Origin of the sequence: Corallococcus sp. NCSPR001 (assembly GCF_017309135.1) — a bacterium.
Taxonomy (GTDB): Bacteria; Myxococcota; Myxococcia; order Myxococcales; family Myxococcaceae; genus Corallococcus.
Map to the genome: position 1 here is coordinate 7,229,809 of NZ_JAFIMS010000002.1, position 23,596 is coordinate 7,253,404.

The following is a 23,596-nucleotide window of genomic DNA, read 5'->3' on the forward strand; positions in this document are numbered from 1 at the left end:
TACCGCCTCTTAGAGGCCAGTCCCCCGCGCGCTGTCAAACGCCGCCGCCAGCTGACGCACGCGCTCGGCGATGTCCTGGGCGAGCAGGGCGTCGGACACCACCGCCGCGCCGTGTGCCCCCGTCGCCGCCACGCTCGCGATGTTGGACAGGCCCACGCCGCCAATGCCCACCACCGGCAGCGGGCTCTGGGCCACCACCCGCCGGAAGGCCTCCAGGCCCAGCACCGGCGCCGCCACCACCTTCGTCGTCGTGCCGAACAGCGGCCCCACGCCCACGTAGTCCGCCCCCGCCGCCCGGGCCGCCTGCGCCCCTTCCGTCCCCCGCGCCGTCACGCCCACGTACCGGCCCGGGCCCAGCAGCTCCCGCGCCGCCTCCGGGGGCAGGTCCTCGCTCCCCACGTGCACCCCGTGCGCGTCCGACAGGAGCGCCAGGTCCACCCGGTCGTTGATGAGGCACACCGCGCCCGCCCGCCGGCACAGCGCCACCACCGCCCGGGCCGCCGCCAGGGCTTCCCGCAGAGGGGTGTGCTTCATGCGCAGTTGCAGCACCCGGGCGCCCCCTTCGAGCAGGCGCCCGGCCTTGTCCACCAGGGGCAGCTCCGGGCGGATGCTGTCGTCACACAGCAGGTAGGGGCCTTGGGGAAGCGGGGGGCGGGGCGAGACGTTCATCGGTTTCCGGGCCTGGGGACACCAGCGTTGACAGGCGCCCCTCCTGCTATAAGGTGCCGCGCTGTTTTCCAAGCAATTCCGAGGATTTGAATCATGGCCGAAGGCATCAACCCGAAGCACCTCGACAAGCGCACCGCCGAGCGCTACCAGCGCAGCGGCCAGGTGGACGAGGACGCCTACAAGAAGCACCTCGAGGAGCTGCCGGACGTGGCCGACAAGGCCGTCCCCATCGACACGCAGATGGACGGCGACATCGACGACGACTTCGATGACGAGGACGACGACGACACGGACGACATGGACGACGACGCCTCCGACGAGGACGAAGCGGACGAGTCCGACGACGCCGACGAGCCGGCCGACGAAGAGGACAAGGCGTCCGAATGAGCCCTTCGGAGAAGCGGGGTGAGACCTTCGTGATGACGGGGGATGCGAGCCCCGCCTCCGAGGAGTCCCTGTCGTTCAGCACCTTCATCGTCGGGCTGGGTTCCGCCGTCCTCATCCACCTGGGTGGGGCGCCGAACCCGGAGACGGGCCGCCTGGAGAAGGACTTGCCCTCGGCCCGGCAGAACCTGGACCTCCTGGCGATGCTCCGCGAGAAGACGCGCGGCAACCTCACCGCGGAGGAGGAGAAGCTGGTGGACAACCTCCTGTCCGACCTTCGCATGCGCTACGTGGAGGCAAGCCGGAAGTGAAGCCTCCTGAAGTCACCCGCCCGGGGGGGTTGCCCCGGGGTGTGCGCATCGCCGCCGGGCTGTGCCTGATGCTCTCTACCCTGACGGGGTTCCTCGCCTGCAGCGAGGCCTCCGTCATGATGAACTTCGAGGCCCACCGCGAAGCGCAGCGCGAGCACACCCCCACCCTTTCCCTCCTGGGCAAGGACCCCGCCGTCACCCAGGCCATCATGGAGGCGCAGCTGTCCGCGCTCTCCCCCATGCGCGAGTCCCGCGCCCTGGTGCTGACCGGGCTGACGGTGGCCTGCACCCTGCTCTTCTTCGCCTCCAGCCGCATGCTGCGCTCCCCGGACGGCATCCCCCGGGACGGCTTCCGGCAGCTGCTGGGCGGCGCGGGCATCTTCGCCGCGCTGATGCGCACCATCGACGGGGCCCAGTGGACCGTCGTGGCCCGCCACACCAGCCAGGCCATGGTGGAGGGACTCAAGGGCCTGCCGGAGTTCCAGGACCCGGCCACGGCGCAGCAGCTCTACGCGCTCGTGCCGTCCCTGATGACCCTCACCGCGGTGGTGCCCACGGTGCTCGTCGCCGGTGGCTTCGCGGTGCTCGCCCAGTACTTCCGCAGCGAGGGCGTGCGCGACGCCATCGTCACGCTCGACGGGCCGACCGAGGACCCTTGAAGCAGCCCCGGAAGTCCGAACGGGGCTGACGCGGCGCGGCGCGAGCAGGCAGTCCGTGCTGCCTTCAGCCCGCGTCCGTCTCCGCGCGGGGCAGCGCGGGCCCCAGCAGCAGCGCCTCCAGGGCGGCCATCGCGTCCGCCTCCGAGACGGCGGCCGTGCCCTCCAGCGGCAGCACGCGGGCCAGCGGGGCCTGGGGGATGCGCAGCAGTTCGTCCCGCGTCAGGCCGAACACGTACGCCAGGTGCCCCATGGGCCAGCGGGACTGGAGCCGGGCGAAGGCCTCGTCATCCAGCTCCTCCAGGGGACACGGCAGCTCCGCGTCCTCGTACACCACCTTCTCTCCACCCACCCGGCGGCCATTGCCGTAGGCGATGACTTCCTCGCCCTCGTCCGCGTCGTACACGTAGGCGTGCACGGTGGCGTTGGCGGCGGCGGATAGGAGGCGGGCCAGGGCATGGTGCGCCGCGTACCAGTGGGCGCCCTGCCTTCCTTGCGAGAAGGGCCCCAGGAAGGCCAGGCGCACCACCTTGCGGCGGCGGTTGATGGTGACGCGCAGCGCCGTGGCGGCCAGCACGCTGTCCATCGACAGGGCCTCCCGGGCCAGACGCACGAGCGCCAACCCGGAGAAGGTGTCGAGTCGAACGAGATAGCCGCCGTGCGCGTCCAGAGTGAAGCCCCCGAGGATGGGCGCCGCCTATAACCGACCCCCCCACCCCCTGGCAACTTCGCCACCACGATTACCCGGCTGCTTCCAGCGGCTCAAAGTATTCCGGGGAAAACGCAGGGCATACGGGCAGTGTCGCCTTGCCAAGGGGTCCCCGGCCCTTACGTTGAGTTCATGCGACTCGACAAATATACGGTGAAGGCGCAGGAGGCGATCCAGGAGGGTCAGTCCCTGGCCCGCCGGGCCGACAATCCCCACTACGAGCCGGAGCACCTCGCCGCGGCGCTGCTGGGGCAGAAGGACGGCATCGTCGACCCCCTGCTGCGCAAGATTGGCGTGGACGTGAAGCTGTTCGCGGGCCGTCTGGGCGAAGCGCTCCAGAAGCTCCCGCGCATCCAGGGCGGCGAGAGCGCCATGCTCAGCCAGCGCCTGATGAAGACCTTCGACAAGGCCGAGGACGAGGCCAAGGCGCTGAAGGACGAGTTCACCTCCTCCGAACACCTGCTGCTCGCGCTGACCCAGGACAAGGGCGCCGTCGGCGAGGCCATGAAGTCCTCCGGCGTGACGCGCGAGCGCGTGCAGGCGGGCCTCAAGGAGGTCCGGGGCTCCTCGCGCGTGACGAGCGCGGACGCGGAGTCCACCTACCAGGCGCTGGAGAAGTACGGCCGCGACCTCACGGAGGCCGCGCGCAGCGGCAAGCTGGACCCCGTCATCGGCCGCGACGAGGAGATCCGCCGCTGCATCCAAGTGCTCAGCCGCCGCACCAAGAACAACCCGGTCCTCATCGGTGAGCCGGGCGTGGGCAAGACGGCCATCGCCGAGGGCCTGGCCCGCCGCATCGTGGACGGCGACGTGCCGGAGGGCTTGAAGAACAAGCGCCTCATCACCCTGGACCTGGGCGCCATGGTGGCCGGCGCCAAGTACCGCGGCGAGTTCGAGGAGCGCCTCAAGGCGGTCCTCAAGGAGGTCGCGGACGCGTCGGGTGAGATCATCCTCTTCATCGACGAGATGCACACGCTCGTGGGCGCCGGGAAGGCCGAGGGCGCCATGGACGCGGGCAACATGCTCAAGCCGGCGCTCGCGCGCGGCGAGCTGCACTGCATTGGCGCGACGACGCTGGACGAGTACCGCAAGCACATCGAAAAGGACGCCGCGCTGGAGCGCCGCTTCCAGCCGGTGTTCGTGGGCGAGCCCTCGGTGCACGACACCATCAGCATCCTGCGCGGCCTGAAGGAGCGCTACGAGGTGCACCACGGCGTGCGCATCCAGGACTCCGCGCTGGTCGCGGCGGCCACGCTCAGCCACCGGTACATCGCGGACCGCTTCCTGCCGGACAAGGCCATCGACCTGGTCGATGAAGCCTCCAGCCGCCTGCGCATCGAGATCGACTCCATGCCCACGGAGATCGACGACATCCGCCGCAAGGTGACGCAGCTCGAAATCGAGCGCGAGGGCCTGCGCAAGGAGACGGACCCGCACTCGCGTGAGCGCCTGGCCACCATCGAGAAGGAGCTCGCGAACCTGAACGAGAAGTTCAACTCGCTCAAGGCCCACTGGGACGAGGAGAAGAAGGCCATCGCGGCCCTGCGCTCGCTCAAGGAGAAGCAGGAGAAGGCGCGCAACGACCAGGCCGCGGCCGAGCGCCAGGGCGACCTGAACCGCGCGGCGGAGCTGAAGTTCGGCGTCATCCCCTCGCTGGAGAAGGAGGTCGCGGCGCAGAACGCGAAGCTGGCGGAGCTGCAGAAGAACCAGAAGTTCCTCAAGGAGGAGGTGGACTCCGAGGACATCGCCTCCGTGGTGGCCAAGTGGACGGGCATCCCGGTCTCCAAGCTGATGGAGGGCGAGATGCAGAAGCTGGTCAAGATGGAGGACCGGCTCGCGGACCGCGTGATTGGCCAGCGCAGCGCCATTGAAGCCGTGTCCAACGCCGTGCGCCGCGCGCGCAGCGGGCTGCAGGACCCGAACCGCCCCATCGGCTCGTTCATCTTCCTGGGCCCCACGGGCGTGGGCAAGACGGAGACGGCGAAGGCGCTGGCGGAGTTCCTCTTCGATGACGACACGGCCATGGTCCGCATCGACATGTCCGAGTACATGGAGAAGCACGCGGTGTCGCGCCTGGTGGGCGCGCCCCCGGGCTACGTGGGCTACGAGGAGGGCGGCCAGCTGACGGAGGCCGTGCGCCGCAGGCCGTACACGGTGGTGCTCTTCGACGAAATCGAGAAGGCCCACCACGACGTGTTCAACATCCTGCTCCAGATCCTCGACGAGGGCCGGGTGACGGACAGCCAGGGCCGCACGGTGGACTTCCGCAACACGGTGCTCATCCTCACGTCGAACATCGGCTCGCAGGCCATCCAGGAGGGCATGGCGGGCACGGACACGCTCAACGAGAAGACGCGCGGCGAGGTGATGGAAGCGCTGCGCGGCCACTTCCGGCCGGAGTTCCTCAACCGCGTGGACGAAATCGTCGTCTTCGAGCCGCTGCGCAAGAAGGACATCTACCGCATCGTGGACATCCAGCTGGGCCGGCTCCAGAAGCTGCTCCAGGCCAAGCGCCTCACGCTGGATTTGACGGACAGCGCGCGGGAGCTGTTGGCGGAGCGGGGCTACGACCCCACGTACGGCGCCCGGCCGCTGAAGCGCGCGGTGCAGAAGTACCTGCTGGATCCGCTCGCGCTCAAGGTGCTGAACGGCGAGTTCGCGCCGGGCGAGCACATCCAGGCGGACGCGGGCCCCGACGGGCTCACCTTCGCCAAGGTGCTGGTGGACAACGCGAAGGGCGTGAAGCAGGCCGGGTAGCCGGCTCCACGCACCGGTGATTCACACGGCGGGCCGCCTTCCCTCACCGGGAGGCGGCCCGAGGTGTTTTCAGGTGCGGCGGTGCTTGTCGTAGAGCGCGTCGCGCCACGCGAGCAGGTCCGGGAAGCGGGCGGCGAGCCCCGGATGGGTCCACACCTCGCGCGTGCCCGCCCCCATGGGCAGGTGCCGGTCCGCGGGCGGCACCAGGAGCACGAGCATCACCGCGGCGGTGATGTCCGCGTAGGTGAGGCCCTCGCCCAGCAAGTAGGGCCGGCCGCCCAGCGCGGCGCGCAGCTTCTCGTAGGAGGGGGCCACGGCGGCCTCAATGGCCTCCGGCGAGGTGTCCGCCACCTGGTGCTTCTTCACCACGAAGCGCATGCCCAGGCGCGCGGAGGGCGCGAACACCGGGCGCAGCCAGCCGGGGATGAACTTCGGCAGCATCTCCGCCTGGGCGCGGGCGTTCGTCAGCATGCGCGGCATGGCGTAGGCGCGCGCCAGGTCCAGCACGTGTTCGCTGGTGTCGTTCCACGCGGTGATGGCGTCCGCCTGCGCGGCCGGGAAGAGCGGGCGGCCCTGCCCCACGGCTTCCGCGTGCTTCGCGATGGAGAACGAGCCGTGCGTGGCCGGGTTGGGCGGATCCACGAGCAGCGGCACGGAGGGCTTCACGCCGGGCGCCACCTGCTTGCGCAGCCAGCGCTCCTGGATGAGGGGGACGTAGTCCTGGTAGCGGTAGGCGACGCGGTGGTGGTCCAACGCCCACCGGGCCTTCTCCGTCCAGCCCGACGAGGTCAGTCCGACGAGGATTCGCATAGGGAGCGGGACCCTAGCAGCCCCGGTGGAGCGGGCCTTCAGTGTTCGCGCAGGAACGCGTCCAGCGCCTTGAGGCTCAGGGGGCGGGGCTCGGGGATGGGGAGCATTGCGTCGCGGGCGGCCGTGGCGAGCGCTCTCGCGCGCTCGGGGTCCCGGTGGGCCCGGCGCAGCGCGCGGGCCAGGACGAAGCGGGTGTTGGCCATGTCCACGGGCGGTGCCGCCGCCAGGGTCCAGGCCTCCAGGGCGCGCTCCGTCCACCGGAGGGCCTCTTCGTTCTCTCCCCGCTCCAGGGCCAATTCGCCCAGCATCTCCTCCAACTCCACGGGGGGCCGGGCCTCTTCACCCGCGAGCTTGTGGAACAAGGCCAGGGCCTCGCGCGCCACCTCCCGGGCTTCGTTGAGGCGCTTCGCCCGGATGAGCGTGAGGGCCAGCATCCGCAGCGCCTCGCCCAGCTTGGTCTCCGCGTTCATCCGCCGCACGAGTTCCACGCCGCGCCTCGCCGCCTCGACGGCGCGCTCCGGCTGCCCCAGGCGCAGGTAGCACATGGCCTGGTTGGCGGGGACCATCGCGAACATCGGATCACTGCGGCCGTCGGCCTGCGCCGTCTCGACCTCCTCCTGCACCGCGTCCAGCAGCGCCATGGCCTCGGTGACCCGGCCGCGGTCCAGGAGCACGACGGACAGGTTGGAGCCCGCGCGGATGCGGAAGAGGGAGCCCTTGGGATACAGCTTCATGTAGGCGGAACGGGCCTCCGTCATGCGCCGCTCGGCCTCATCATGCTGCCCCAGTCGAAAGGCCAGCACGCCCAGGTTCATCTTCAAGCCGCCGACGTGGCGCAGCGGTGGGTCGGAGCCGTAGATGCGCTCATTGCGGTGGAGGCTCTCCAGAAAGACCTCCCGCGCCTCCTCGAAGCGCTGCATCTCCAACAAGGTTCCCCCCAGGTTGGTGAGCAGGACGGCGACCTTCGGGTGGTCCGGGCCGTAGGCTTTCTCCAGCACGCGCTGGACGCGATGGAGCGTTGCGAGCGACTCCTCCATGCGCCCCATGCCCCGCTGGGCGGACGCCATCGCGAGCAGCACGCGGTCGAGCCGGGGCGAGTCGCGCCCATACAGTCGCTCCTGCAGCGCCAGCGCCTGCTGGAGCAGCGCCTGTGCCTCCGTCGAGCGCTGCCGCGCAAGGGAATTGCCCTCGTGGACGAGCAACTGCGCCTCCAGGTCCACGTTGCCGCCAGAGCGCTCCAGGATGGCCCGGGCCTCCTCGGCGTGGGCCTTCGCCTGTTCAGGACGGTTCGCCACCTCGCCATCGACGAAGACCTGGAACACCGCCGCCTCGGCGGCACGCAGGTCGTCCCGCCCCGACAGCGACGTCAGCATCGCGCGGCGCAGCACCGGGGTCGCGACATCGTCGCGCAGGAAGGCGCGGGCCTGGCCCTCGATGAGCAGCGCCTCGCCCAGCAGCGGCTTGTAGTCCAGCGCCTCCGCCTCCTTCACGATGGGGGCGACGCGGTCCACGGCGTCCTGCCAGCGGTCCGCGTTGAGCCGGGCGCGAGCGTCGTCCAGCTTCGCGTACGCGGCCTTCACGCGGACGGCGACCTCCGGCCGCTCCGGCGGGGGCACGGGCTGGGAAAGGGCCTCCACGTCCGCGCAGCGCGACAGCGGGCTGAGCGCCTGGGCGGCCTCCGGGGCACTGGCGACGCCCACCCGGTCCGCGGCGAGGAGCACCTCCGTGAGCGAGGTCAGCTCGCGGCGGCGGCGCTCCAGGCAGTTCATCCGGAGGTCCAGCATGGCCTCGGACTGGGTTCCGTGCTCGTGCGTGGCCACGCATGCCTCGCGGCGGCTGGCGTGCCAGGCGGAGGCGAAGGCGTCCAGCGCGCGGGAGGTCGTCTCGAAGACGGCGACGGCATCCGGCGCGCCCGAGGCCTCGAAGGCCTGACGCAGCGCCGCCCCGCGGTCCGCGTCCCAGACGCCCTGGAGGCGCGTGGGGTCGTCCGCGCAGGGCGACGGCCCCTGGGCCACCACCACCACGGCCGCGATGGCGAGCAGGCCCGCGCCCACGCCCGCGGCCACCACCTTCGCGCCGGTGCGAGGGAAGGCCGCCCGCTCCAGCGCGTCGAGCAGGGCCGTCATGGAGGGATGGCGGGCGCCCGGCTCCGGCGACAGTCCCCGCACGATGAGCGCGTGCACGGCGCGCGGGGCGTTGCCGCGGTTCGCCAGGCCTCCCACCTCGGAGGAGGAGGGCTTGTGGCCATGCAGCCCTTCGTACAGCGACACGCAGAAGGCGTACTGATCCGACCGCGCGTCCGCGGGAGCGCCCGTGAAGACCTCCGGCGCGATGTACCCGGGCGTGCCCGCGACGTGGGTGACCCGCGGGGCCGCCTTCGGCGACGGGGCCATGCCCGGGACCGGAGAGGCGCCTTCCCCCGAAGCCAGCGCGGGCGCTCCTTCCGGTGACCCGCCCTCACCGAGGCGCCGCGCGGTGCTGTCCCCTTCCCCGGTGGACTCCAGGCGGGCCAGGCCGAAGTCCGTCACGCGGGCGCGGCCTTCCTTGTCCACGAGGACGTTGTCCGGCTTGAAGTCCCGGTGCACCACGCCCGCCGCGTGCGCCGCCGCGAGCCCCCTGCCCGCTTGAAGATACAGCCGCACCACGTCGCGCCAGTGCCGCGTGGCCTCACGCAGGTGCTGGCGCAGCGTGCCGCCGTCCACCAACTCCATCGCGATGAAGACCACGTCCCCGAACGTCCCCACGTCGTGCACCGTGACGACATGCGGGTGGCGCGTGCGCGCGGCGGCCTGGGCCTCGCGCAAGAGCTGCTCCGTCATTCCCCGCGAACCGCCCGTGGCGGGCGGCGCGCGCAGCAGCTTCAGGCCAATGCGCCGGTCGAGGCTCGGGTCATACGCCGCATGGACGACGCCCATGCCCCCCGCGCCCAGCCGCTCCAGCACCACGTAGCGCCCCAGCAGCGTCCCCTGCGCCACCTGGGGGATGCGGGGCCGGACGGAGCCCGTGTGCGGTTCCGAAAGCATCACCGCGGTGCGCGCGGCGTGCACATCCGGCGCGGGGGCGGCGCGCACGCGCAGGAAGTCCGCCAGGGCCTCGCGGCAGGACGCGCAGGCGTCCAGGTGGGCTTCGGCGCGCTCGCGCAGGGACTGTGACGGGATGCCGTCCGCGAGGTCGAGCAGCTCGACCTCGTCGAGGTGGGGAGTGGACTCGGGCATGGGATGGACTCACCCTTCCTTCAGCAGGGACGCGGAGCGGTGGAGGTCCGACGTGGGTCCTCATCGGGAGCGGGACCCTGGCGGCCGTGGCGTCACGCACATCAAGGCGCGCGCAGGAACGCGTCCAGTTCGGAGAGCTTGAGCAGCCGAGGCTCGGAGGTGGGCAGGACGGCGTCGCGGGCGGCGGTGACGAGCGCGCGGGTCCGCTCCGGCTCGCGGTGGGCCATGCGCAGGGCCCGCGCCAGGGTGAAGCGGATGACGGCCAGCTCCAACGGCGTGGCCTCTGTCTTCTCCCACTGCGCCAGCGCGTCGTTCAACCACTGGCAGGCGCCCGCGGCGTCGCCGCGCTCCATCGACAACTCGCCCAACACCTGGCCCAGGTCCGGCGGGGGCGCCGCGTCCGCGCCGGCGAGCTTGTGGTGCAGCGCGAGCGCCTCCTGTCCCGTGCGCCAGGCCTCGGTGAAGTGCTCCGCGCGGGTGAGCGCGCCGGTCAGGTTGCGCAGGGCATCCACCAACTGGCCCTCCGCGCCCATCTCGCGCAGCAGCGCCACCGCGCGCTTCGCGGAGGCAACGGCGCGGTCGGGCTGGCCCATGCGCAGGTGCACCTCCGTGGAGAGCATCTGCGTCGTGGCGAACACCGGATCCTTGCGGCCGTCCACGGTGGCAGCCTCGCGCTCCGCCTCCATTTCCTGGAGGAGCTTGAGCGCCTCCTGCATGCGGCCCTGGTTCGTGAGGACCAGCGACAGGTTGTTGCCCGTGCGGACGCGGTAGGGGGAGCCCGGCGGGAACTGCTCCTGGTAGAGCTTCAGGGCCTCGCGTTGCAGGCGCTCGGCCTCGTCGTAGCGGCCCATGGTGAAGGCCACCGCGCCCAGGTTGGCGCGCAGGCCGGTGACGTAGCGCAACGGCTGGCCGGGCCCGTACATGCGCTCGTAGCGGATGAGGCTCTCCTGGAAGGCAGCCTGCGCCTCCTGGTAGCGGCCCATGCCGACGAGCGTGGAGCCGCGGTTGTTGAGCACCATCGCGACCTTCGGGTGGTCCGGACCGTAGGCCTTCTCCAGCAACGCCTGGGCCCGCGCACCGGCCGCGAGGGACTCTTCGGACCGCCCCATCTGGCGAAGCGCCGTGGCCTTGAGCAACAGCTCGCGCGCGACGCGGGGCGAGTCGCCGCCGGACAGCCGCTCCTGGAGGGTCAGGGACTGCTCAAGGAGCGGAAGCGCGTCCGCGGGCCGGGACTGCTGCACGAGCGACGAGGCCTGGAACGTCAGCAGCCGGGCCTGCATTTCCAGATTGCCGCCAGAGCGCTCCAGGAGCGCCTGGGCCTCCTCCGCGTGGACCTTCGCCAGCTCCGGACGCTGGGCGACTTCCCCGTCGATGAACACCTGATGCACCACGGCCTCGGTGGCATGCAGGTCGTCACGGCCCGCGAGCGACGCCAGCATCGCGCGGCGCAACGTCGAGGCGGCGGCCTCGTCGCGCAGGAAGGCGCGGGCTTCTCCCTGGATGAGCAGCGCCTCGCCCAGCAGCGGCTTGTAGCCCAGCGCCTCCGCCTCGGTGACCAGGGGCGCCACGCGGTCCACGGCCTCCTGCCAGCGGTCCGCGTTGAGCCGGGCGCGAGCGTCGTCCAGCTTCGCGAACACGGCCTTCACCCGCGCGGCGACCTCCGGCCGCTCTGGCGGGGGCACTGGCTGCGAAAGCGCCTCCACATCCGCGCAGCGCGACAGCGGGCTCAGGGCCTGCACCGTTTCCGGAGCGGCGGGGACACGGTCCTTGTCCGTGGCGAGCAGCACGTCCGTGAGCGCGCCCAGTTCGCGGCGGCGGCGCTCCAGGCAGTTCATGCGCAGGTCCATCACGGCTTCTGACTGGCCGCCGCGTCCCCGCGTGGCTTCGCACGCCTCGCGGCGGCCATGATGCCAGGCGGAGGCGTACGCATCCAACGCGCGGGCCGTGGCCTCGTGCGCGGCCACCGCGCCCGGCGCGCCCGTGGCCTGGAAGGCCTTGAGCAGCGCCGCGCCGCGGTCCGCGTCCCAGACGCTGGCGAGCCGCGACGGCTCATCCGCGCAGGGAGAAGGGCCCCTCAGCGCGAACACCGTGGCCGCGACCACGGCCAGACCCACGCCCACTCCAGCGGTCGCGACCTTCGCACTGATGCGCGGGAAGGCCGCCCGCTCCAGCGCGTCGAGCAGGACCCTCATGGAGGGATGGCGGGCGCCCGGCTCCGGCGACAGCCCGCGCACGAGGAGCGCGTGCACGGCGCGAGGGAGAGCTCCCAGGTTCACCGGGCCGCCCGCGTCCGGAGCGGCGGGGCGCCGGCCGTGCAGCCCTTCGTACAACGAGACGCAGAAGGCGTACTGATCCGACCGCGCGTCCGCGGGGGCGCCCGTGAGCACCTCCGGCGCGATGTATCCCGGCGTGCCCGCGACACTGGTGACCCGCGGGGCCCCCCTCGGAGAGCCGACCTCCGCCGGGACGGCCTTCGGCGACAAGGCCTCGCCCGGGACGCCCTTCGGCGACAAGGCCTCATCCGGGGTGCCCTTCGCGGACACGGCATCTTCCGCGGTGCCCTTTGGCGACAAGGCCTCGCCCGGAACGCCCTTCGCGGACACGGCATCTTCCGCGGCGCCCTTCGGCGACGCGGTCCTGCCGGGCCCCAGCGCGGCGGCGGCTTCCTCGGCGGATTCCAGGCGGGCCAGGCCGAAGTCCGTCACGCGGGCGCGGCCCTCCTTGTCCACGAGCACGTTGTCCGGCTTGAAGTCCCGGTGCACCACGCCCGCCGCGTGCGCCGCCGCGAGCCCCCTGCCCGCTTGGAGATACAGCCGCACGACCTCACGCCACGGCCGGGGGGCCTCGCGCAGGTGCTGGCGCAGCGTGCCGCCGTCCACCAGCTCCATCGCGATGAAGACCACGTCCCCGAACGTCCCCACGTCGTGCACCGCGACGACATGCGGGTGGCGGGTGCGCGCGGCGGCCTGGGCCTCGCGCAAGAGCTGCTCCGTCTGGCCCTGCGAGTTCCCCGTGGCGGGCGGCGCGCGCAGCAGCTTCAGGCCAATGCGCCGGTCGAGGCTGGGGTCATACGCCGCATGGACGACGCCCATGCCTCCCGCGCCCAGCCGATCCAGCACCACGTAGCGCCCCAGAAGCGTCCCCTGCGCCACCTGGGGGATGCGAGGCTTGACGGAGCGGGTCAGCGGCTCCGACAGCATCACCGCGGTGCGCGCGGCGTGCACGTCCGGCGCGGGCACGGCGCGCACGCGCAAAAAGTCCGCCAGAGCTTCGCGACAGGACGCGCAGGCGTCCAGGTGGGTTTCCGCGCGCTCGCGCAGGGACTGTGACGGGATGCCGTCCGCGAGGTCGAGCAGCTCGACCTCGTCGAGGTGGGGAGTGGACTCGGGCATGGGATGGACTCACCCTTCCTTCAGCAGGGACGCGAGGCTGAGCTCCAGGCTGCCGTCGAGCACGCGCAGCAGACTGTCCAACTGGGAGGTGTTGAGCGCGAGCCGCCGGGCCAGGCCCTGACGCGTGTGCACCAGGAGCGCCTCGCGTGCCTTCGCCATCCACCGCGACACCGTGGAGGCATGCACCTGGTGCAGCGCCCCCAGCGACTCCACGCCCAGGCCCTGCACCAGGCCCATGCGCAGCAGGTTGCGGTCGCGCGGCGAGAGCGAGGCCAGCGCCTCCACGAAGGCGGCGCGGAAGGCGGGACGGTAGCGGTGGCGGATGTGCTCCAGCTCCGGATCCGCCGCGCCCAGGTCCGCGGCGATGAGCGCGTCATCCAGCGGCGTGCTCCGCTCCGGCTTGCGCTTGAGCGCCAGCGCGATGCCCAGCGCCACGGCCTCCGTCCACCGCCGCAGGGGTCCCCGGCCCGCGTACTCCGTGAGGCGCGGCGCACGGCCGCCCTCCTCCACCAGGAGCCGCAAGCGCGTGAGCTGGAGCACCTCGTCCACGAACGCGTCCGAGTTCTCCACGCGGCGCACCGCTCGCCCCGCCGGCACCAGCACGGCCGACTCCAGCGCATCCAGCGCGGCCCGCTGTCCATCCAGCGCCGCGAGCGCCAGGTACAGGTCTTCACAGTGCAGCGCGGACAGGGCCTGCGCGAGCGGCTCACCCGAGGCCGTATGCCGGCCCAGGTGCGCGACGAAGGGTCCAGGCTCCAACTGGAGGCCGGGCCACGCCGCCGCACAGCGCTCCAGGATGGAGGCCAGCATGGCCGGGAGCCCCGCCTCCTCCTCGGAGGTCAGGGGTCGCGCGGCCCCCCGGAATGCCGCGACCAGCTCGGATGGATTGTTCGCCATGGCAACAGCCGGGCCCCCAAGGACCGGCTAAGCAGGAATGCTAGCGAAAGGGTCTGCCCCTGCGGAAGGCCCTCCCCGAGCCTCCCCGCTCGGGGGCCTCGGGGAAAACCCACCAGGTCCCGCGCACCGCGGAAAAAGGTCAGGCATCCGACCGGCGCGTGCAGTCGTGGGACTCACTTCCCGGTGGAGGACGACATGAAGATCGGAATCATTGGCGCGGGGTTCATTGGCGGAGCACTGGTGCGGCACTGGACAAAGCTGGGCCATGAAGTGTCCATCGCGAACTCACGCGGGCCGGACACCCTGCGTGACCTGGCGAAGGAGACGGGCGCGAAGGCCGTCACGGTCGAAGAGGCGGCGAAGGCGGGCGAGGTCGTCGTCGTGACCATCCCCCAGAAGGCCGTGCCGGACCTGCCCAAGGGCCTCTTCGCGAACGTGCCCAAGGACGTCGTGGTCATCGACACGGGCAACTACTACCCCGTGCGCGACGGCAGCATCCCGGAGCTGGAGAAGGGCACCGTGGAGAGTGAGTGGGTCTCGAAGCTCCTCGGCCGTCCGGTCATCAAGGCCTTCAACAACATCTACGCCCAGAGCCTCGCGGAGAAGGGCAAGCCCAAGGGCACGCCCGGACGCGTGGCGCTGCCGGTCGCGGGGGATCCGCCCGAGCACCGCGCGAAGGTGCTCAAGCTGGTGGAGGAACTGGGCTTCGACGCCATCGACGCGGGCGGCCTCGCCGACTCCTGGCGCCAGCAGCCCGGCACCCCCGTCTACACCCACGACTTCGACGCGCCGGGCGTGAAGAAGGCCCTCGCCGAGGCGGAGCGCAGCCGCCTGCCGGAGTACCGCAAGCAGGCCGACGACTCGCTGCGGGCGTACTTCGCGTCGCAGAAGTAGGCCCCTCTTGTGCCCCTGGGGCTTCGGACGGAAGGTGGGCTCCGCATGGCCGCCCTCTCCGAAGCCCCGCTGCTCGTCACCGTCGAACTGGAGCCGGAAGCGTTCGCGCGCCTGGACGGCCTGCGCCGCCGCTACTTCCCGCCCGAGCGAAACCTCATCCCGGCGCACGTCTCCCTCTTCCACCACCTGCCCGCGCAGGAGCAGGACGCCGTGGAGGCCGCGCTCGAGGTCGTCACCGAGCGACCCGCGCCGGGCTTGCGCTTCACGAAGTTGCGGAGCCTGGGACGCGGCATGGCGGTGGACGTAGATGCGCCCGGCCTCGTGCCCGTGCACCGCGAGCTGTCCCGCGCCTACGTGGAGTGGCTCACGCCGCAGGACCGTCAGCCCTTCCGGCCCCACGTCACGCTGATGAACAAGGCCACCGTGGAGGAGGCGAAGGCCGCGCTCGTGGAACTGGGCGCGGAATGGGCCGCCTTCGACTCGCACGGCCCCGCGCTGCTGCTCTGGCGCTACCTCGGCGGCCCGTGGGAGTCCGTGCGCCGCTTCCCGTTCACGGGCCGCGCTGGATGAGCTCCTCCACCGCCTCGCGCACGTCGCGCAGGTACGACGGATCCCTCACCGCGATGAAGATGGTGTCGTCCCCCGCCACCGTGCCCGCCAGACCCTCCAGCTCCTCGCGGTCCAGCGCCAGCCCGAAGATCTGCGCGTAGCCGGGCGCCGTCTTCAGCACCAGCATGTTGGGCGGCGCTTCGATGATGGTCACCGACGGCGCGAGCGGCACGGGCGCCGCTGGCGGCTCCGCGCGCTGATAGCGCCCGTTCACCTTCGCCACGCTCAGCTTCTTCAGCCGCCGCGACAGCGTGGACTGGCTGGGCGTGTGCCCCGCCTCTTCGAGCAGCGACTGCAGGACGAACTGATCCGGAACGTCCTGCCGGGAGATGAGCTCAAGGATGGCGTCGTCCAGGTTCATTCACGTTCACCATGCATGCGGCTGAATACGCGCGCAAGGCGCATGAAAAATCCCAGTGAATGTTCTTGCGCGCTGCGCCGTTCTGCATAATATCCGCGCCTCCTCAACGAATATGCACGAATTCGGATGCATATTCAGCAGTCTCCACCATCCGGCGCGGCCGGGGGAGCACGAAGCCCATGAAGCATGTCACCCGCATCCAGGACCTGGGCCCGGAAGGCGTCGAGGCGGTCCTCTCGCAGGCGGCCGCGTGGAAGCAGAAGGATCCGGGCCACATCTTCCCGGGGCAGCTCCTGGGCATGGTGTTCTTCAACCCGTCCCTGCGCACGCGCACGTCCTTCGAGGCGGTGATGCTGCGCGCGGGCGGGCACGCCATCGTGCTCGACGTGGGCTCTGGCGTGTGGAAGCTGGAGGACCGGCCCGGCGCGGTGATGAACGCGGACCGCGCGGAGCACATCAAGGAGGCGTCGCCCGTCCTGTCGCGCTTCGTGGACATGCTCGGCATCCGCACCTTCTCCCAGGGTGGCGGTGACGAGGAGGACGAGGCCGACCCCGTCATCAACGCCTTCCGCAAGTGGGCCACCGTGCCGGTGGTGAGCATGGAGTCCGCGCGCGAGCACCCCTGCCAGGGCCTGGCGGACGCCCTCACCCTGCGAGAGACGTTCGGCACCACGAAGAAGCTGCCGGTGACGCTCACCTGGGCGCCGCACATCAAGCCGCTGCCCAAGGCCGTGCCCAACTCCTTCCTCCTGTCCGCGGCGGCCGCGGGCTGCGAGGTGCGCGTGGCGCATCCGCCGGGCTTCGACCTGCACCCGGCCGTGCGCGCGGAGGCGGAGGCGTACGCCAAGGCCACCGGCGGCAGCATCACGTACACGCACGACCAGGACGAGGCGCTGGTGGGCAGCCGCGCCGTGTACGCGAAGTCCTGGGGCCCCACCGCCCAGACGGCGAGCACGCCCACGGACGTGGCGGCGCTGCTCGCGTCGTACTCGGGCTGGATGCCCACGCGCCGGCACATGGCGAAGGCCTCGAAGGACGCGGCCTTCCTGCACTGCCTGCCCGTGCGCCGCAACGTGGAGGTCGCCGACGAGGTGCTGGACCACTCGAGCAGCCGCGTCGTGGACGAGGCGGGCAACCGCTACCACGTGCAGCGCGCCCTCCTGGCCTGGATGCGCGGCGGCTGAGCCGTAGCAGCCCGCCGCCCCACCCTTCTTCGTCCCCTTTCGACTTTCCAGAGGTCCACCGTGCCCTTGTCTCCCGACCCGTACGCCGCCCTTCGCAACGCGGCGAAGTACGTGAAGCAGTTCCGCAGCAAGACCTTCGTGGTGAAGCTGGGCGGAGCCGTGCTGACGGACCCTCGCACCCGCAAGACGGCGTGCGAGCAGATCGCCCTGCTGTGGGCCTTCTCCATCCGCCCCGTCGTGGTGCACGGCGGCGGTCCGGAGTTGGACGCGCTCTGTGACGCCCTGCACCTGCCCATCGAGAAGGTGGCCGGCCGCCGCATCACCTCCGCGCCCGTGCTGGACGCGGCGAAGATGGTGCTGGCGGGCAAGCTGCACACGGACCTGCTCGCGGACCTCCAGGCCGCGGGCGTGCCCGCGGTGGGCCTGTCCGGCGTGGACGCGGGCCTCATCAAGGCGCGCAAGCGCCCGCCCGTGCTGGTGACGGAGCCCGGCGAGACGCAGGGCCGCATGGTGGACTACGGCCTCGTGGGCGACATCGAGTCCGTGGACACGCGCGTCGTGGAGCACCTGCGAAGCGCGGACTACGTGCCCGTCATCGCCCCGCTGTCGGGCGGCCAGGACGGCGCCGTGTACAACACCAACGCGGACACGGTGGCGGCGGCCCTGGCGGCGGCGCTGCACGCGGAGAAGCTCTTCTTCATGGTGGAGGTGCCGGGGCTCCTCAAGGACGTCTCCGATCCGTCGTCGCTCATCTCGCTGGCCACGCTGTCGGACCTGGCCTCGCTGGAGGCCGAAGGCCGGCTCACGGGCGGCATGCGTCCCAAGGCGCACGCCATGCGCCATGCGCTGGTGGGCGGCGTGGGCAGCGTGCACCTGGTGAGCGGCAAGCAGTCCGATGCCCTGTTGGAGGAGGTCTTCACCAACGAGGGCAGCGGCACCATGGTCGTGCGCGAGCACCCGGTGAAGCACGGCGAGGCCAAGGGTTGAACCCCGCCGAGCTGCTCACCGCGCTGGTCGCCACGCCCAGCGTCTCCGGCGACGAGGCCCGCATCGCGGACCTCGTCGCGGGCCATGCGGAGTCCTGGGGTGCCCGCGTGCACCGCCAGGGCCACAACGTGTGGTTCAGCGTGGGCAGCGGACCGAAGCGCCTCCTCGTCAACTCGCACCTGGACACGGTGAAGCCGTGCGCCGGGTGGACCACGGAGCCGCACGAGGCCGTGTGGAAGGACGACACGCTCTACGGCCTGGGCGCCAACGACGCCAAGGGCTGCGTCACCGCCATGCTCCTCACCGCGAAGGCGCTCCTCGAAGAAGGCGCGCCGAAGGGTGTGGAGTGCGTCTTCGCGCTCACCGCCGAGGAGGAGACGGGCGGCAAGGGGCTGGGGCCGCTGCTGCCCACGCTGGGGCCGCTGGACGCCGCCATCGTGGGAGAGCCCACGTCGCTCAAGCCCTGCACGGCGCAGCGGGGCATGCTGCTGCTCCGTTGCGTGGCGCACGGCAAGAGCGGCCACGTGGCGCACGCGCACACGGGCAATCTGGACAACGCCATCCTCAAGGCGGCCCGGGACATCCAGGCCGTGTCCGCGCTGCGCTTCCCCGCGCACCCGCTGCTGGGTGAGGCGCGGGCGCAGGTGACGCAGGTGTCCGGAGGCCTGGCGCGCAACCAGGTGCCCGACCGGTGCGAGTTCTTCGTGGACCTGCGCACCACGCCGGGCATGGACCACGCGAAGGTGGCGGAGGACGTGGGCCAGGCGCTGGAGAGCGAGGTGGTGGTGCACTCCGCGCGCTACCTGCCCAAGGGCACGGACGCGTCGCACCCGCTGGTGCGCGCGGCGGTGGTGGCGTCGGGCCAGGACACGGTGGGCTCCAGCACCACGTCCGACTGGGCGTTCCTGGGGGACATCCCGGCGGTGAAGGTGGGCCCGGGCGACACGCTCCGGAGCCACCAGGCGAACGAGTACCTCACGCGCGCTGAGCTGGAGGCGGGGCTCGCGTTCTATCGACGACTGCTGCACGGCTATGCCGGGGAGGTGTCGCGTGGCTGAGACATTGTGGGGCAAGGGCCAGCCGCTGGACGCGGCCATCCACGCCTTCACCGTGGGCGACGACCCCGTGGTGGACCTGTCGCTCGTGCCGCACGACGCGCTGGGCAGCGCCGCGCACGCGCGCATGCTCGCGCACGTCGGGCTGCTCGCGCCGGAGGCCGCCACGTCGCTCGTAGGCGCCCTGCACGCGCTCCACGACGAGGCGCGCGCGGGCCGCTTCACCATCCGCCCGGAGCAGGAGGACGGCCACACCGCGCTGGAGGCCGCGCTCGTGGAGCGCACCGGCGAGGCGGGCAAGCGCATCCACTTGGCGCGCTCGCGAAACGACCAGGTGCTGCTGGCCCTGCGCCTGTTCATGCGCGAGGAACTGCTCGCGCTGGGTGCGCGCACGGCGGAGCTGGCGGGCACGTTCCTGGACTTCGCGGACGCGCACGCGGACCTGCCCCTGCCCGGCTACACGCACCTGCGCCGCGCGATGCCGTCCACGTTCGGCCTGTGGGGCATGGCGTTCGCGGAGGGACTGCTGGAGGAACTGGAGGCGCTGAAGGGCGTGTGGGGGCGGCTCGACCGCTGCCCGCTGGGCGCCGCCGCGGGCTTCGGTGTTCCGCTGCCCATCGACCGTGAATATGTCGCGCGGTTGCTCGGTTTTACTCGGGTTCAACGCAGCCCCATCGACGCGCAGGACAGTCGGGGGCGGCATGAAGCGGCGCTGCTCACCTGGGCGTGCTCGGTGGCGGGCACTCTGGAGAAGTGGCTATGGGACGTGCAGCTCTACAGCATGGACGAGTTCGGCTTCCTGGCCCTGCCGGATGCCTTCACGACCGGCTCGTCCATCATGCCGCAGAAGAAGAACCCGGACGTGGTGGAGCTGGCCCGGGGCCGCTGCCGCGAGCTGCGGGGCCTTGCGCATCAGGTGGAGGCGGTGGCCGGCGGTCTTCCCTCCAGCTACCACCGTGACTTCCAGCTGCTGAAGCGCCCCACCCTCCAGGCCCTCACCAGCGCGAAGGCGCTCTTGGAGGTGCTGTCGCGGCTGGTGCCCGCGCTGAAGGTGAACGCGGAGAAGGCGCGCGCGGCGTGCGACGACACGCTCTATGCCGCGCACCACGCCTACGCGCTCGTGGCGAAGGGCCAGCCCTTCCGCGACGCGTACCGGGAAGTGGGCCGTCAGCTCAACGACGGCAGCTTCCAGCCGGACCGTGGCGCGCTGACGGCCACCCACCTGGGTGGCGCCGGCAACCTGGGCCTCGCCGCCGCGCGCGAGGAACTGGCGGATGCGCGCGACTGGCTCACGCGCACCCACGCACAGCAGGCACAGGCCGCTTCGCGCGTCTGGGCCCCCTGAAGACTTCCTCACCCCCTTTCGCAGCAACAGGAGTCCGAAGATGAGCAAGAAGTCCGTGGTGCTGGCGTTCTCCGGCGGCCTCGATACCGCCTTCTGCACGGTGTACCTGCGCGAGCAGGGCTGGGACGTCACCACCGTCACCGTGGACACGGGCGGCTTCCCGCCCGAGCAGTTGGAGCGCATCCAGGCCCTGTCCCAGAAGCTGGGCGCGGTGGCGCACCACACGGTGGACGCGCGCGACACCCTGTTCCAGGGCTACCTGCGCTTCCTCATCGCCGGCAACGTGCTGCGCGGCCAGCTCTACCCCCTGAGCGTCTCCGCCGAGCGCGCCTGCCAGGCCGTGGAGGCCGTGCGCATGGCGGAGAAGCTGGGCGTGCAGGCCGTGGCCCACGGCAGCACCGGCGCGGGGAATGATCAGGTCCGCTTCGACGTGGCCTTCCGCACGCTCGCGCCGCAACTGCAGCTCATCACCCCCATCCGCGACCTGGCGCTCTCCCGTCAGCAGGAGATCTCCTTCCTCGCGGAGCGCGGCTTCCACATGCCGGCGAAGACGGGCACGTACTCCGTCAACGAGGGCATGTGGGGCACGTCCGTGGGTGGCCGCGAGACGCTGGACTCGTGGAGCACCCTGCCCGAAGCGGCCTTCCCGGGTGGCGAAATCCCCACCGACCTGAAGCCCCGGCCGCTGATCATCTCCTTCGACAAGGGCGTGCCGGTGGCGCTCGATGGCCAGGCGATGTCCGCGGTGGACGTGGTGGAGAAGCTCAACGCGCTCGGCCGGCCGTACGGCATCGGCCGGGGCGTGCACCTGGGCGACACCATCCTGGGCATCAAGGGCCGCGTGGGCTTCGAGGCCCCGGCGGCGCACCTGCTCATCGCCTCGCACCGCGAGCTGGAGAAGCTGGTGCTGTCGGGCAAGCAGCTCTTCTGGAAGGAGACGGTGGGCAACCTGTACGGGTCGCTCTTGCACGAAGGGCACTTCTTCGACCCGGTGGTGAAGGACCTGGAGGCGTTCCTCGCCTCCTCGCAGGACCGCGTGACGGGCGAGGTGAAGCTGGTGCTCACCCCGCGCGCCCACGTCGTGGAAGGCGTGCGTTCGCCGCACTCGCTGATGGACGCGAAAGTGGCCACGTACGGAGAGGCCAACGTGTTGTGGACGGGGACGGAGGCGGCGGGGTTCGCCAAGCTCTACGGCGTCGCGCAGATGCTCTCGCAGAAAGCGAAGTGACGACATGAAGATCCACGTCGACAAGGTGGGAAGTGTCACCCGCAACCTCCAGGTGGGGCGCACGGTGCACCTCACGGATGAGGTCAAGTGCGAGGAGGGCGCCGTCATCGCGGTGCGCATCCACGGGGAGAAGAGTGTCTACAACCAGTTGGAGGACGTGAACGGCCGGCTCGTCACGCTCCACGCGGGCGACATCGTCGTGGGCGCGCTGGGCCACCGCAACGCCCTGCACGGCTACGAGGGCATCGTCCCCGCGTCCGTCACGGTGGGCGACAGACTCCACATCCTCAACATGGGCGGCGTCATCGGGAAGTGCACCTCGCACAACCCGGGCGTGGGCGCGCCCTTCGAGGCGGAGGTGCTGGGCCAGGTCCTCACCTTCCCGGAGTTCCAGTCGCGCGCGGGCCAGCACGCGCACATCTCCACCGGCGCGCTCAAGGGCACGTCGCGGGCGGTGACGTGCCCGGTGGTGTACGTGGTGGGCACCTGCATGAACGCGGGCAAGACGTACGCGGCCAGCGTGGTGGTGCGCAAGCTCTCCCAAGCGGGCTACCGCGTGGGCGGAGCCAAGCTCACGGGCGTGTCGCTGATGCGTGACACCCTGTCCATGCAGGACAGCGGCGCGGACGTGGTGATGGACTTCACCGACGCGGGCGTCGTGTGCACCGGCGCGCGCACCGCGTCCAAGGTGGCGCGCATCGTCTTCTCGGAGATGGCGGCCCAGGACGTGGACGTCATCGTCGCGGAGACGGGCGACGGCATCATGGGCGAGTACGGCGTGCAGGCCATCCTGGCGGACCCGGAGCTCAAGGCGCTGGGTGGCGCGTTCATCCTGTGCGCGAACGACCCGGTGGGCGCGGCCGGCGGCGTGCGGCACCTGCGCGAGGTGTACGGCATCGAGATGGACATGGTGGCCGGGCCCGCCACGGACAACGCGGTGGGCGTGCGCTTCGTGGAGCAGGTGGTGGGGCTGCCCGCTCGCAACGCGCGCGCGGATCCGAACGCCCTGGGGAATCTCATCGTGGAGAAGCTCGCGCCCAAGCTGGGAGCGGGGAGGAAGTCATGACGTCGCCTGCGCACATCTACATCCTGGGGGCCTCCGGTTTCGGCGGAGGCGAGCTGTTGCGGCTGCTCGCGGGTCACCCCGGCAACGCCGGCATCCGCGTGGTGTCCCGGCACCACGCGGGTTCGCCCATCCACAAGGTGCACCCGCACCTGCGTGGCCTGGTGGACGGCCGCTTCGAGGCGGAGCCGGACTGGCGCTGGCTGGCGGACTCGCCGCGCCCGGTGGTGTTCAGCGCGCTGGGGCACGGCGACCTGGCGTCGCAGTTCGCCGGGATGGAGAAGCAGTGGGCGGACGCGGGGCTCGCGGACCGGCTGCTGCTGGTCGACCTGTCGTCCGACTTCCGCCTGGACCACCCGGGCCGGTACGCGGGCGCCTACGGCCGGCCGCACCCGTCCCCGGAGCTCTTGGGCACGTTCACCTACGGCCTCACGGAGTGGAAGCGTGAGCAGGTGAAGACGGCGAAGCGCATCGCCAACCCGGGCTGCTTCGCCACGGCGGTGCAGTTGGCGCTGCTGCCCATCGCGGCCACGCCGGGGCTGGGGCTGTTGGCGGTGTCGGGCGTGACGGGCTCGTCCGGCTCCGGTTCGCTGCCGGGCGAGGGCACGCACCACCCGACGCGCGCGCATGACTTCCGCGCGTACAAGCCGCTGGAGCACCAGCACGAGGCGGAGGTGGAGGTGATGCTGGTGGCCCATGGTGCCCAGCGGCACCGGCTGGCCTTCGTGCCGCACTCGGCGCCCATGGTGCGCGGCATCTTCGCCACGGTGCAGTTCGAGTGGCCGGAGCACGGCGGCGCGGTGGTGACGCAGTCGCTGACGGAGAAGTACCGCCGCTACTACGAGGGCTCGAAGTTCGTGCGCATCGTGGAGGGCACGCCGCGCGTGGCGGCGGTGGCGGGCAGCAACTTCTGCGACATCTCCGTGGCGACGAAGGGCCGCTCCGTGGCGGTGATGGCGGCGCTGGACAACCTGGTGAAGGGCATGGCCGGCCAGGCCGTGCAGAACTTCAACGTGGCCCTCGGCTTCCCCGAGGACACCGGCCTGCGCCAGGCGGCCTGCTACCCGTAG

20 protein-coding genes are annotated in these 23,596 nt (G+C 71.6%); 13 read left to right on the forward strand and 7 right to left on the reverse strand.

Features of this window, described 5'->3' with window-relative positions:
- Nucleotides 1-9: 9 nt before the first annotated feature.
- The gene (gene thiE, locus JYJ93_RS30825) at nucleotides 10-669 is read right to left on the reverse strand and encodes a thiamine phosphate synthase (RefSeq protein ID WP_206798139.1); all 660 of its coding nucleotides are present in this window, start codon (nucleotides 667-669) and stop codon (nucleotides 10-12) included.
- A 93-nt stretch (nucleotides 670-762) separates the two neighbouring features.
- Here thiE and JYJ93_RS30830 point away from each other — a divergent pair, with 93 nt between their 5' ends.
- From JYJ93_RS30830 to JYJ93_RS30840, 3 genes are read left to right on the forward strand one after another with little or no spacing between them, the layout of a single operon-like run.
- Nucleotides 763-1,056, forward strand: coding sequence for a hypothetical protein (locus JYJ93_RS30830; protein WP_206798140.1), 294 nt, complete (start codon nucleotides 763-765; stop codon nucleotides 1,054-1,056).
- A complete protein-coding gene (locus tag JYJ93_RS30835; RefSeq protein WP_120581667.1) occupies nucleotides 1,053-1,364 on the forward strand; it encodes a DUF1844 domain-containing protein in 312 nt (103 codons plus the stop codon). Before JYJ93_RS30830 ends, JYJ93_RS30835 begins: the two co-directional genes overlap by 4 nt.
- Nucleotides 1,361-2,023 (forward strand): hypothetical protein, encoded by a 663-nt coding sequence (locus tag JYJ93_RS30840; protein WP_206798141.1) that lies wholly within the window; start codon nucleotides 1,361-1,363, stop codon nucleotides 2,021-2,023. The genes JYJ93_RS30835 and JYJ93_RS30840 overlap by 4 nt, the downstream gene beginning before the upstream one ends.
- Nucleotides 2,024-2,087: 64 nt before the next feature.
- Here JYJ93_RS30840 and JYJ93_RS30845 read toward each other — a convergent pair whose 3' ends face one another.
- A complete protein-coding gene (locus tag JYJ93_RS30845) occupies nucleotides 2,088-2,633 on the reverse strand; it encodes a hypothetical protein (protein ID WP_240672978.1) in 546 nt (181 codons plus the stop codon).
- Nucleotides 2,634-2,861: 228 nt separating this feature from the next.
- On the opposite strand from JYJ93_RS30845, the gene clpB reads away from it, so the two are divergent.
- Complete coding sequence (gene clpB, locus JYJ93_RS30850; protein WP_206798142.1) at nucleotides 2,862-5,486, forward strand: ATP-dependent chaperone ClpB; 2,625 nt, start codon at nucleotides 2,862-2,864, stop codon at nucleotides 5,484-5,486.
- A 69-nt stretch (nucleotides 5,487-5,555) separates the two neighbouring features.
- On the opposite strand, the gene JYJ93_RS30855 is transcribed toward clpB, so the two are convergent.
- The 4 genes from JYJ93_RS30855 to JYJ93_RS30870 form a co-directional block, all read right to left on the reverse strand.
- A complete protein-coding gene (locus JYJ93_RS30855) occupies nucleotides 5,556-6,296 on the reverse strand; it encodes a glutathione S-transferase C-terminal domain-containing protein (protein WP_206798143.1) in 741 nt (246 codons plus the stop codon).
- Nucleotides 6,297-6,334: 38 nt separating this feature from the next.
- The gene (locus tag JYJ93_RS30860) at nucleotides 6,335-9,511 is read right to left on the reverse strand and encodes a tetratricopeptide repeat protein (RefSeq protein ID WP_206798144.1); all 3,177 of its coding nucleotides are present in this window, start codon (nucleotides 9,509-9,511) and stop codon (nucleotides 6,335-6,337) included.
- Nucleotides 9,512-9,612: 101 nt separating this feature from the next.
- Nucleotides 9,613-12,903 (reverse strand): serine/threonine-protein kinase, encoded by a 3,291-nt coding sequence (locus tag JYJ93_RS30865; RefSeq protein ID WP_206798145.1) that lies wholly within the window; start codon nucleotides 12,901-12,903, stop codon nucleotides 9,613-9,615.
- A 9-nt stretch (nucleotides 12,904-12,912) separates the two neighbouring features.
- Nucleotides 12,913-13,713: a sigma factor-like helix-turn-helix DNA-binding protein gene (locus JYJ93_RS30870; protein WP_206798146.1), complete on the reverse strand. Its 801-nt coding sequence runs from the start codon at nucleotides 13,711-13,713 to the stop codon at nucleotides 12,913-12,915.
- Between the two features lie 282 nt (nucleotides 13,714-13,995).
- On the opposite strand from JYJ93_RS30870, the gene JYJ93_RS30875 reads away from it, so the two are divergent.
- Both JYJ93_RS30875 and JYJ93_RS30880 read left to right on the forward strand, forming a co-directional pair.
- Nucleotides 13,996-14,694, forward strand: a complete 699-nt coding sequence (locus tag JYJ93_RS30875; protein ID WP_206798147.1) for an NAD(P)-binding domain-containing protein — start codon at nucleotides 13,996-13,998, stop codon at nucleotides 14,692-14,694.
- A gap of 45 nt (nucleotides 14,695-14,739) precedes the next feature.
- A complete protein-coding gene (locus JYJ93_RS30880) occupies nucleotides 14,740-15,264 on the forward strand; it encodes a 2'-5' RNA ligase family protein (protein ID WP_206798148.1) in 525 nt (174 codons plus the stop codon).
- On the opposite strand, the gene JYJ93_RS30885 is transcribed toward JYJ93_RS30880, so the two are convergent.
- On the reverse strand, nucleotides 15,245-15,664 hold the full coding sequence (locus JYJ93_RS30885) for an arginine repressor (protein WP_206798149.1): 420 nt from the start codon (nucleotides 15,662-15,664) through the stop codon (nucleotides 15,245-15,247). The two genes, JYJ93_RS30880 and JYJ93_RS30885, sit on opposite strands and share 20 nt — an antisense overlap.
- Before the next feature lie 179 nt (nucleotides 15,665-15,843).
- On the opposite strand from JYJ93_RS30885, the gene JYJ93_RS30890 reads away from it, so the two are divergent.
- The 7 genes from JYJ93_RS30890 to argC are packed head-to-tail and all read left to right on the forward strand — an operon-like array spanning nucleotide 15,844 to nucleotide 23,596.
- The gene (locus JYJ93_RS30890) at nucleotides 15,844-16,848 is read left to right on the forward strand and encodes an N-acetylornithine carbamoyltransferase (RefSeq protein WP_206798150.1); all 1,005 of its coding nucleotides are present in this window, start codon (nucleotides 15,844-15,846) and stop codon (nucleotides 16,846-16,848) included.
- Nucleotides 16,849-16,908: 60 nt separating this feature from the next.
- The gene (argB, locus tag JYJ93_RS30895) at nucleotides 16,909-17,835 is read left to right on the forward strand and encodes an acetylglutamate kinase (protein ID WP_120577889.1); all 927 of its coding nucleotides are present in this window, start codon (nucleotides 16,909-16,911) and stop codon (nucleotides 17,833-17,835) included.
- Entirely contained in the window at nucleotides 17,832-18,893 is a 1,062-nt protein-coding gene (locus JYJ93_RS30900; RefSeq protein WP_206798151.1) for a M20/M25/M40 family metallo-hydrolase, read from the forward strand. Before argB ends, JYJ93_RS30900 begins: the two co-directional genes overlap by 4 nt.
- Entirely contained in the window at nucleotides 18,886-20,235 is a 1,350-nt protein-coding gene (gene argH / locus JYJ93_RS30905; protein WP_206798152.1) for an argininosuccinate lyase, read from the forward strand. The genes JYJ93_RS30900 and argH overlap by 8 nt, the downstream gene beginning before the upstream one ends.
- A 40-nt stretch (nucleotides 20,236-20,275) precedes the next feature.
- Nucleotides 20,276-21,463 (forward strand): argininosuccinate synthase, encoded by a 1,188-nt coding sequence (gene argG, locus JYJ93_RS30910; RefSeq protein ID WP_206798153.1) that lies wholly within the window; start codon nucleotides 20,276-20,278, stop codon nucleotides 21,461-21,463.
- 4 nt (nucleotides 21,464-21,467) lie between these two features.
- On the forward strand, nucleotides 21,468-22,529 hold the full coding sequence (locus JYJ93_RS30915) for a DUF1611 domain-containing protein (protein WP_206798154.1): 1,062 nt from the start codon (nucleotides 21,468-21,470) through the stop codon (nucleotides 22,527-22,529).
- A complete protein-coding gene (gene argC / locus JYJ93_RS30920) occupies nucleotides 22,526-23,596 on the forward strand; it encodes an N-acetyl-gamma-glutamyl-phosphate reductase (RefSeq protein WP_206798155.1) in 1,071 nt (356 codons plus the stop codon). Before JYJ93_RS30915 ends, argC begins: the two co-directional genes overlap by 4 nt.